This window comes from Streptomyces sp. NPDC001492, assembly GCF_053597275.1.
This window is the reverse complement of sequence record NZ_JBSFHW010000005.1, coordinates 365,425-373,553: the sequence shown is the minus strand read 5'-3', so window position 1 is coordinate 373,553 and position 8,129 is coordinate 365,425. Positions and strand designations below refer to the sequence as shown.

6 protein-coding genes are annotated in these 8,129 nt (G+C 72.0%); 3 read left to right on the top strand and 3 right to left on the bottom strand.

What is annotated here, in order from left to right; translation table 11 throughout:
• Positions 1-200: 200 nt before the first annotated feature.
• Complete coding sequence (locus ACWC1K_RS09480) at positions 201-929, bottom strand: hypothetical protein (protein ID WP_450829860.1); 729 nt, start codon at positions 927-929, stop codon at positions 201-203.
• Positions 930-1,057: 128 nt separating this feature from the next.
• On the bottom strand, positions 1,058-3,124 hold the full coding sequence (locus tag ACWC1K_RS09475; protein ID WP_450829821.1) for a SpoIIE family protein phosphatase: 2,067 nt from the start codon (positions 3,122-3,124) through the stop codon (positions 1,058-1,060).
• A 272-nt stretch (positions 3,125-3,396) separates the two neighbouring features.
• On the opposite strand from ACWC1K_RS09475, the gene ACWC1K_RS09470 reads away from it, so the two are divergent.
• Positions 3,397-4,272, top strand: a complete 876-nt coding sequence (locus ACWC1K_RS09470) for a hypothetical protein (RefSeq protein WP_450829819.1) — start codon at positions 3,397-3,399, stop codon at positions 4,270-4,272.
• Between the two features lie 103 nt (positions 4,273-4,375).
• Positions 4,376-4,744, top strand: coding sequence for a hypothetical protein (locus tag ACWC1K_RS09465; protein WP_115912086.1), 369 nt, complete (start codon positions 4,376-4,378; stop codon positions 4,742-4,744).
• 56 nt (positions 4,745-4,800) lie between these two features.
• On the opposite strand, the gene ACWC1K_RS09460 is transcribed toward ACWC1K_RS09465, so the two are convergent.
• Positions 4,801-5,997 (bottom strand): M20 family metallopeptidase, encoded by a 1,197-nt coding sequence (locus tag ACWC1K_RS09460; protein ID WP_450829817.1) that lies wholly within the window; start codon positions 5,995-5,997, stop codon positions 4,801-4,803.
• A 115-nt stretch (positions 5,998-6,112) separates the two neighbouring features.
• On the opposite strand from ACWC1K_RS09460, the gene ACWC1K_RS09455 reads away from it, so the two are divergent.
• Positions 6,113-8,128 (top strand): FAD-dependent oxidoreductase, encoded by a 2,016-nt coding sequence (locus ACWC1K_RS09455; RefSeq protein WP_450829815.1) that lies wholly within the window; start codon positions 6,113-6,115, stop codon positions 8,126-8,128.
• Position 8,129 lies beyond the last annotated feature (1 nt).

Here is an 8,129-nt window from a genome sequence, read left to right as displayed (position 1 = left end):
CCGCCTCCAGTACCTTGGCGGTGTCCAGGTACAGCTTGCGGTCGAGGGTGCCGGTGAGGACGAGACGGGGGCCGTCGGTCTGGGCGCGGTCGAGGGGGCTGCCTCTGAAGAGCAGCCCGGCCGCAACGACCGTGCCGCCGAGCACCAGCAGAAGCGGCAGGATCCAAGGACGTCTCATGACGACGCAGGCTATCGGTGCCTCAGGTCGTCGCGCCGCTGCCCGAAGGGCTCGGGGACCGGGGGTGGCCCCGCCAGTCCCTGTTGCCGTGGCCCGGGAACCTGTCGTGCCGGTCGCCGGGCCCGTGGCGGTCGAAGGTGCCGGAGATCGCGCGGGTGGCGGTCCGGGTGCCGTCGTCGGAGCGGGTGCCGGCCAGAAGGGCCGTCTCGCCCTTCTTGAGGTCGCCGGCGCCCGAACCCTTCGTACCGTCACGGAAGACGGTGGTGTCGGAGTTCACGGTCCATGTCCAGTCGGCGCCGTCCTCGCTCTTGAGCGTGACCTGGTCGCCCTCGATCTTCTCGACGGTGCCGCGCTGCCAGATCCGTACGACCCACTTGCCGGTGTCCTGGTCCTTGACCGTCGTCTCGCCGTGCACGCCCATGCCGCCGAAGCCGAAACCGAACCAGGGGCCGTCACCGTGCCGGCCGCCGGGGCGGTCGGGTGACGGAGAGGCGGATCCGGAAGCGGAGGGCGTGGCACCCTGACCGGAGCCGCCCGAGGTGGCGGCGTAGGCGACCGTGCCGCCGAGGGCCAGCACGGCGACCGTCGCCGCGGCGGCCACGGCGCGCGCCCGGCGGGAGTGGCGCCGCCAAGGCCCCGCCTCACGGTCCGGGCCGCCCGGACCGGTCATCACTTCCCTGCCCGGGGGCGTCCCGAAGCGCCCGTCAGGCGGCTCGCCCCCGGCGGTGGGTTCCTGGTCCGGTTCGTGCATCACGGCTCGCTCCCATCGGCCACGGCAGGCCGCATCCGCATGTCATGCCTTGCTGTGATTGTCGGATGCGGGCGATAAGGAGCCCGTAATCAGTAGCTGTGAGAGCCCGCCCTGGCCGCCTCGGGCGGTCAGCCCGGCTTCTGGACGCGCGCGATGAGAAGTGCCACGTCGTCGGAGTTGTCGGGCTGGTGCAGGGTGCGCAGCAGGAGGTCGCAGACCTCCTCCAGGGGGCGGTCGGGCCCTTCGAGGAGGGAGAGCAGGGCATCCAGACGCTCGTCGAGGGGATGCTGCCGGGTTTCGACCAGCCCGTCGGTGTAGAACACGAGACGGTCGCCGGGCTCCAGGTCGACCGTGGTGGTGGAGAAGGCGACCCCGCCCACGCCCAGCGGTACGCCCGTGGGCAGTTCCAGCAGCTCCGGGGGGTGCCCGGGCCGCAGCCGGACCGGCGGCAGATGCCCGGCATTGGCGATCCGGCACTGTCGCAGCTGAGGGTCGTGGACGGCGTACACACAGGTGGCGATCGAGTGGTCCAGGCCCTCGGTGATCTTGTCGAGGTGTTCGAGGAGCCGCGCCGGATCGAGGTCGAGGGAGGCGAGGGTGTTGGTCGCGGTGCGCAGTCGGCCCATGGTCGCGGCCGCGTTGATGCCGCTGCCCATCACATCGCCCACCACCAGCGCCGTCTTGCCGCCGTCCAGCGGAATCACGTCGAACCAGTCGCCGCCGACCTCGCTGGTGGCTCCGGCGGGCTGGTAGCGGGAGGCGACCTCCAGTCCGCCGGTCACGGCCGGGTGGCTGGGCAGCAGGCTGCGCTGGAGGGTGAGGGCGGTGTCACGGGCGTTCTGGTACCAGCGGGCGTTGTCGATCTGCACGGCCGCGCGGGACGCCAGCTCGCGGGCGAGCAGCAGGTCGTCCTCGCTGAACGGCTCCGGGTTGTGCGTGCGCTTGAGGTCCAGGGCGCCCAGCACCTCGCCGCGGGCGATCAGCGGCACCGCCAGATACGAGTGGACGCCCGCCGCGGCCAGCAGCTCGGCCGCCTCGGGGGAGCGGGCGATGCGCGGCAGGTCCGCGGGCGCGACCTCCCGCACCAGCACCGGCCGGCCGGTGCGCACGCACTCGGTGACCAGGCGGTCGGGGCCGTAGCGGGTGACCTGCCCGGGCGGGTCGGCCGCCCGCAGCGCCTCCGGGGCGCCGTCCGCCTGCACGGCGAGGGCCCGGATCACCGCCGGCTCGGTGGGCCCCAGGCTGCTGCGCCTGCCCGCCACCACCGCCTCGAGCAGATCCACGGCGGCTATGTCGGCGAGTTCCGGCACGGCGACGTCGGCCAGTTCGCGCGCGGTGCGGTCCAGCTCCAGGGTGGTGCCGATGCGGGCGGAGGCGTCCGCGATCACCTGCAGCCGCCGGCGCGCGGCCTCCGCCTCGACGCTCGCCCGCTCCTGCTCGGTGATGTCCACGACCGAACCCGCCACGCCGAGCACCGTCCCGACGGCGTCCTCCAGCCGGTACAGCGAGAGCGACCAGGCACGCTCCTCGTCCGGATCGGCCGGGGTCCAGCCGGTCGCCTTCTGGTCCACGAGGGGACGCCCCGTCTCCAGCACGTGGCGCGCCGCGCTTTCGATGGCCTCGACGTCGAGGTGCGGCAGGACCTCGCGGATGGACCGGCCGATGTGCTCCTCCGCGGCAATCCCGTTGAGGCGCTCCAGGGCCGGATTGACCGACACGTACCGCAGATCGGTGTCCAGGACGGCCAGCCCGATGGGGGACTGCGCGATCATCCGGGTGGACAGCGCCACGTCCCGCTCCAGCCGCCGTACGGTCGACCGGTCGGCGCACAGCCCCAGCGCGTAGACGTCGCCGTGGTCGTCCAGCAGGCGCATGTTGCGGAACTCCACCAGACGCGTGCTGCCGTCCTTGCGCCGAATGGGGAAGGCACCGGCCCAGCTCTGACCGGTGACCATGACATCGGCGAACAGTTTGACCACCAGATCGAGATGCTGCTCGTGCACCATGATCCGGGCCGCGTACTGGCCGAGGGCCTCCTGCGCCGGATAGCCGAACAGCTCCTCGGCCTGCGGGCTCCACAGCACGACGCGTCCCTCGGCATCCAGGACCACCGAGGCCACGCCCAGTACGTCGAGCAGCCCGCTCGGCCGTACCGACCCCTCGCCCTCGGCCACCGGAAACCCGGGTGCACTCATTGCACGCACCGCCTTCGCCCGTTCGCGCGGCACGCCGTCCCCCGTGCCGACTCCCCATGTTCTACCGCGCTCAACCGTCCCTGTGACGACCCCGTCGCCCACCTCCACCATCCCTCAACACGGCGGGGGCCGTCCCCCGGCGCGGTGACGACAGTACCCGGCACGGACCGTCACCGAGCCGACAGTCCCCGTTACCGATTTGGTCTGTACATGACTACGTCGCCGGGCCAGACTGTCCGCCGAGCACGCCCCGCCCCCATAGAGGAGCTCCCATGCCCCTGCGCGTCCGGCAACGTTGTCACGCGGCCCTGACCGCGGCCCTCGCCCTCGCGGCCGCCGCGGTCCTGTCCGCCGCTCCCCCCGCGTCGGCGGCCGACACCTGGACGGAAGTGGGCTCGGACCGGGCCGACCCACTGACCGAGAGCCAGGGCCTGACCTCCGTCGAGGTCCCGGCCGGCAGCCCCAACCGGTACACCGGCATCGGCACGATCCCCGCCGCGGTCTCCAGCCGCGGCTGGAACCACGTCGGTGACCCCGACGCCTCCTACAACGGCTACTACGTCGAGCCCTACCAGGAGGACTCGGGCAACGCGAAGATGTTCCGCGTGCAGGCGCCGGGCGGGGGCTGGTCCGAGTACGTCCACACGCTCAGCTCCGGTGAGGCCCTCAACAACTCCTGGGTCGCGATCTCGCCCGACGGGCAGTGGATGCTGGCCGGTGAGTACGGCACCATGAGCCGCTTCCTGGTGTTCCCGACCCCGGGCGCCAACGCGGGCACCTCGCCCTCGGCGAACCTCCCGCAGGCCTCCACGGTCAACCTCGACCACGCCGTCCGCGACGTCCAGGGCTGCGACTTCTCCGGCCCGACGACGCTGCTGTGCTCCTCCGACGACCCGGCCGGAACGCTGTTCGGCATCACCAAGCCGCTCCTCCAGGTCGACCTGTCCGCCGCGCCGAACGGCACGTCGGACGTCCTGGGCCATGTCACGGCCCTGCGGCAGCTTCCGCTGCGCAGCTCCTGTTCGGGCACCTTCGAGGTCGAGGGCATCGACTACGACCGGCGGGACGGCACCCTGCGGGTGATCGTCGTGTCGCCGGGCTTCTGCGTTCTGACGGACAGCAAGACGTACCGCTTCAAGCGGAGCTGATTCCTCGCTGGTCCGGTGCGGCCAGTGGTGCTTTTCTTGGGGTGTGGCGCGATTCGCGGGGAACTCGCGGTACCGCGCCACAGCCACGAGAGGAGCGGTCACGATGGATCGTCAGCGCTCGCACGAGGAGCCGGTCTCCCTCGAGATCAGCGGATGCAGCAAGGAGGACGCCCGGATCGTGTTCGACACGCTGTGTGCGTGCTTCGAGTCCGACCGGGGGCCGGAGGAGGTGCCGCAGCAGCTCCACGAGACGCGGCCGATGGTGTGGCTCGGCACGTTCGAGGTCACCGATGCGCATCAGTGCCCGGCGCCGGGGCGGTTGTCGTCCACCGTCGAGGTCGACGCGCAGGGTGGGTACTGGGCGATCGAGCGGTTGCGCAGCACCTTGGATCCTCTCTTTACGGTGCGTGATCTCTCTTCGGCGTCGGGTGATCAGGAACGGGAGTTGCACGTCATTCTCGAGAGTCGGTGAGGATTTCGTCTGCGGCGCTGTGGGGGCTGGTCGCGCCCACGCGGCGGAGCCGCCCATCAAGACGGCCCCGCGCCCCTTCCCGGCAGTGCGGACCCGGTGGTCAGGAGGCGCAGGACGGTCTGGCGGTAGATGGTGTGGACTGCGGGCAGGTCCGCCAGGTACGCGCGCTCGTCTGTGCCGTGCAGGCCCTCGTAACGCACGCCGAAGCCTGCCGTCGCCGGGATGCCCTCCCGGGCCAGCAGATTGCCGATGTTCGACGGGCCCGCGGTCTTCGCCATGACGGTGAGGCCCTCGTGGGCGGCCGCGTCCAACAGGGCGGCGGCGGGTTGCTCGTCCTCGGCCAGACGGTACGGCGGCCACGCGGCCACCTCGGTGATCACGGTCGGAGTCGGGCCGGGCAGCCGACGGTCCAGCTCCGCCGCCGCCGTGCGAACCAGGTGCTCCGCCGCGCGGGCGTCGAAGGCCGGAGTGGTGCGGATGTCGACGCCCAGCTCGCACAGGCCGGGTACGACTGAGAAGCCTTCGCCGCCGTGGCAGGAGGTCACCGTCAACTTCGGCGGCAGGGGGAACTCGCCCTCGGCGCCCGGGAGTTCGGCCTCCTCCATCAGCTGCACAAGACGCGCTGCCCGGGATACGGCGCCGAGCGCCGTACGCCTGGACCCGGAGTGTCCCGCCTCCGCGTGCACCGCGATCGTGGCCCGCCAAAGCCCCCGCCCGCCGACCACCACCTCGTCCCGGCCGGGATAGCCGATCATCACCCCCGCCGGCCGCACCGCCGTCGTATCCGCGAGGTAGGCCCGGGCCCCGCCGAAACCGCCGGTGTGCTCGTCGGCGTCCAGCAGGACCGCGAGCCCGCCGTGCAGCTCCTCCGCCCGGGCGTGCAGATCCGCCGCGATCCGGCAGAACATCGCCGCCGCCAGCTTGGAGTCGGCCGTGCCGCGCCCCCGCAGCCATCCGTCCACGACGTCCCCGCAGTCCGGCGGGAACGACCAGGCACCCTCGTCGCCATAGGGAGCGGTGTCCACGCAGGCATCCAGCGCCCACCAGGGCCCCGGCCGGCCGCCCGCCACCTCCACCAGCAGGGCGACGGGCCGGCCCTCCTCGTCGTGGAGGCCGCGACAGGGCAGGTCACGGGCGCCGAGCCAGTCCTGGAGGACGGCGAGGACGGGCCCGTAGTCGTCGATCCCGGCCCGGCTCGGACGGCGGACCAGTGCCTGCGCGAGCTCGACCACCTCGGTGTCTTCGGGACTCATGAGGCCACTGTGCCCGTGGGTGGTCCGCGTCACCCCTCCCTCCTTATGCAACTAGTTGCAAAACATGGGCGGCGTCCTCTACAACAGAGGCACCACACCGCGCATGGAGGGCCCGATGAGCCGATACCCGCATCTGCTGAACCCGCTCGACCTGGGCTTCACCACGCTGCCCAACCGCGTCCTCATGGGCTCCATGCACGTCGGCCTGGAGGAGGCCGAGCGCGGCTTCGAGCGGATGGCGGAGTTCTACGCCGCCCGGGCGCGCGGGGGAGTGGGGCTCATCGTCACCGGCGGCATCGCCCCCAACGACGAGGGGCGCCCGTACGAGGGCGGCGCCAAGCTCACCACCGACGCGGAGGCCGAGCAGCACCGGCAGATCACCGAGGCCGTGCACCGTGAGGGCGGCCGGATCGCCCTGCAGATCCTGCACTTCGGCCGGTACGCCTACCACCAGCACCTGGTCGCCCCGAGCCCCCTCCAGGCGCCGATCAGCCCCTTCCCGCCCCGCGAACTCACCGACGCCGACATCGAGCGGACCATCGACGACTACGCCCGCGCCGCCCGCCTCGCCTGGCAGGCCGGCTACGACGGTGTCGAGATCATGGGCTCCGAGGGCTACCTCATCAACGAGTTCATCGCCGCCCCGACCAACCAGCGCACCGACCGCTGGGGCGGCTCGTACGAGAACCGCATGCGCTTCCCCGTCGAGATCGTGCGGCGGGTGCGCGAGGCCGCCGGTGAGGACTTCATCATCGTCTACCGGCTGTCCATGCTGGACCTGGTCCCCGGTGGCTCCACCCTCGACGAGGTGATCACGCTCGCCAAGGCCGTCGAGGCGGCCGGTGCCACGATCATCAACACCGGCATCGGCTGGCACGAGGCGCGCATCCCCACCATCGCCACCTCCGTGCCGCGCGGCGCCTACACCTGGGTCACCAAGAAGCTCATGGGCGAGGTGTCCGTCCCGCTCGTGACCACCAACCGCATCAACACCCCGGAACTGGCCGAGGAGTTGCTCGCCGAGGGCTATGCGGACATGGTCTCCATGGCCCGCCCGATGCTCGCCGACCCCGACTTCGTCAACAAGGCCGCCGAGGGCAAGCCGGAGGCCATCAACACCTGCATCGGCTGCAACCAGGCCTGCCTCGACCACACCTTCAGCCTCAAGATCACCTCCTGCCTGGTCAACCCGCGCGCCTGCCACGAGACCGAACTGGTCCTCTCGCCCACCCGGCACAAGAAGCGCGTCGCCGTCGTCGGTGCCGGGCCGGCCGGACTCGCCTGCGCGGTCTCGGCGGCCGAGCGCGGCCACGAGGTCACCCTGTACGACGCCGCGAGCGAGGTCGGCGGCCAGCTCAACGTGGCCCGCAAGGTCCCCGGCAAGCAGGAGTTCGACGAGACCCTGCGCTACTTCCGCCACCAGCTCGACGCGCACGGCGTGGACGTACGCCTCAACACGCTGGTGGAAGCAGGGGACTTGAAGGGCTACGACGAGGTGGTCGTCGCGACCGGCGTCAGCCCCCGCACCCCCGACATCCCGGGCGTCGACCACCCGAGCGTCGTCGGCTACCTCGACGTGCTGCGCGACAACGCCCCCGTCGGCGACCGGGTGGCGATCCTCGGCGCGGGCGGCATCGGCTTCGACGTCGCCGAGTTCCTCACCGACGGCGGGGACAAGGCGAGCGAGGACCCCGAGACGTACTTCCGCCAGTGGGGCGTCGACATGGACTACCAGGCGCCCGGCGGGCTCGCCGCCCCGGAGCGGCCCGCCGCGCCGCGCACCGTCCACCTGCTGCAGCGCAAGACCAGCAAGGTCGGCGCGGGCCTCGGCAAGACGACCGGCTGGATCCACCGCACCGAGCTCAAGCACCGGGGCGTCACCATGGTCCCGGGCGTCCGCTACGACCGTATCGACGACGCCGGACTGCACGTCACGGTCGGTGAGGAGAGCACCGTCCTGCCGGTCGACACCATCGTGCTGTGCACCGGACAGGAACCGCGCCGCGGCCTGTACGAGGAGCTGGTCGCCGCCGGTGTCGGCGCGCACCTGATCGGCGGCGCGGACGTGGCCGCCGAACTGGACGCCAAGCGTGCCATCAAGCAGGGCACGGAGCTGGCTGCGGCCCTCTAGG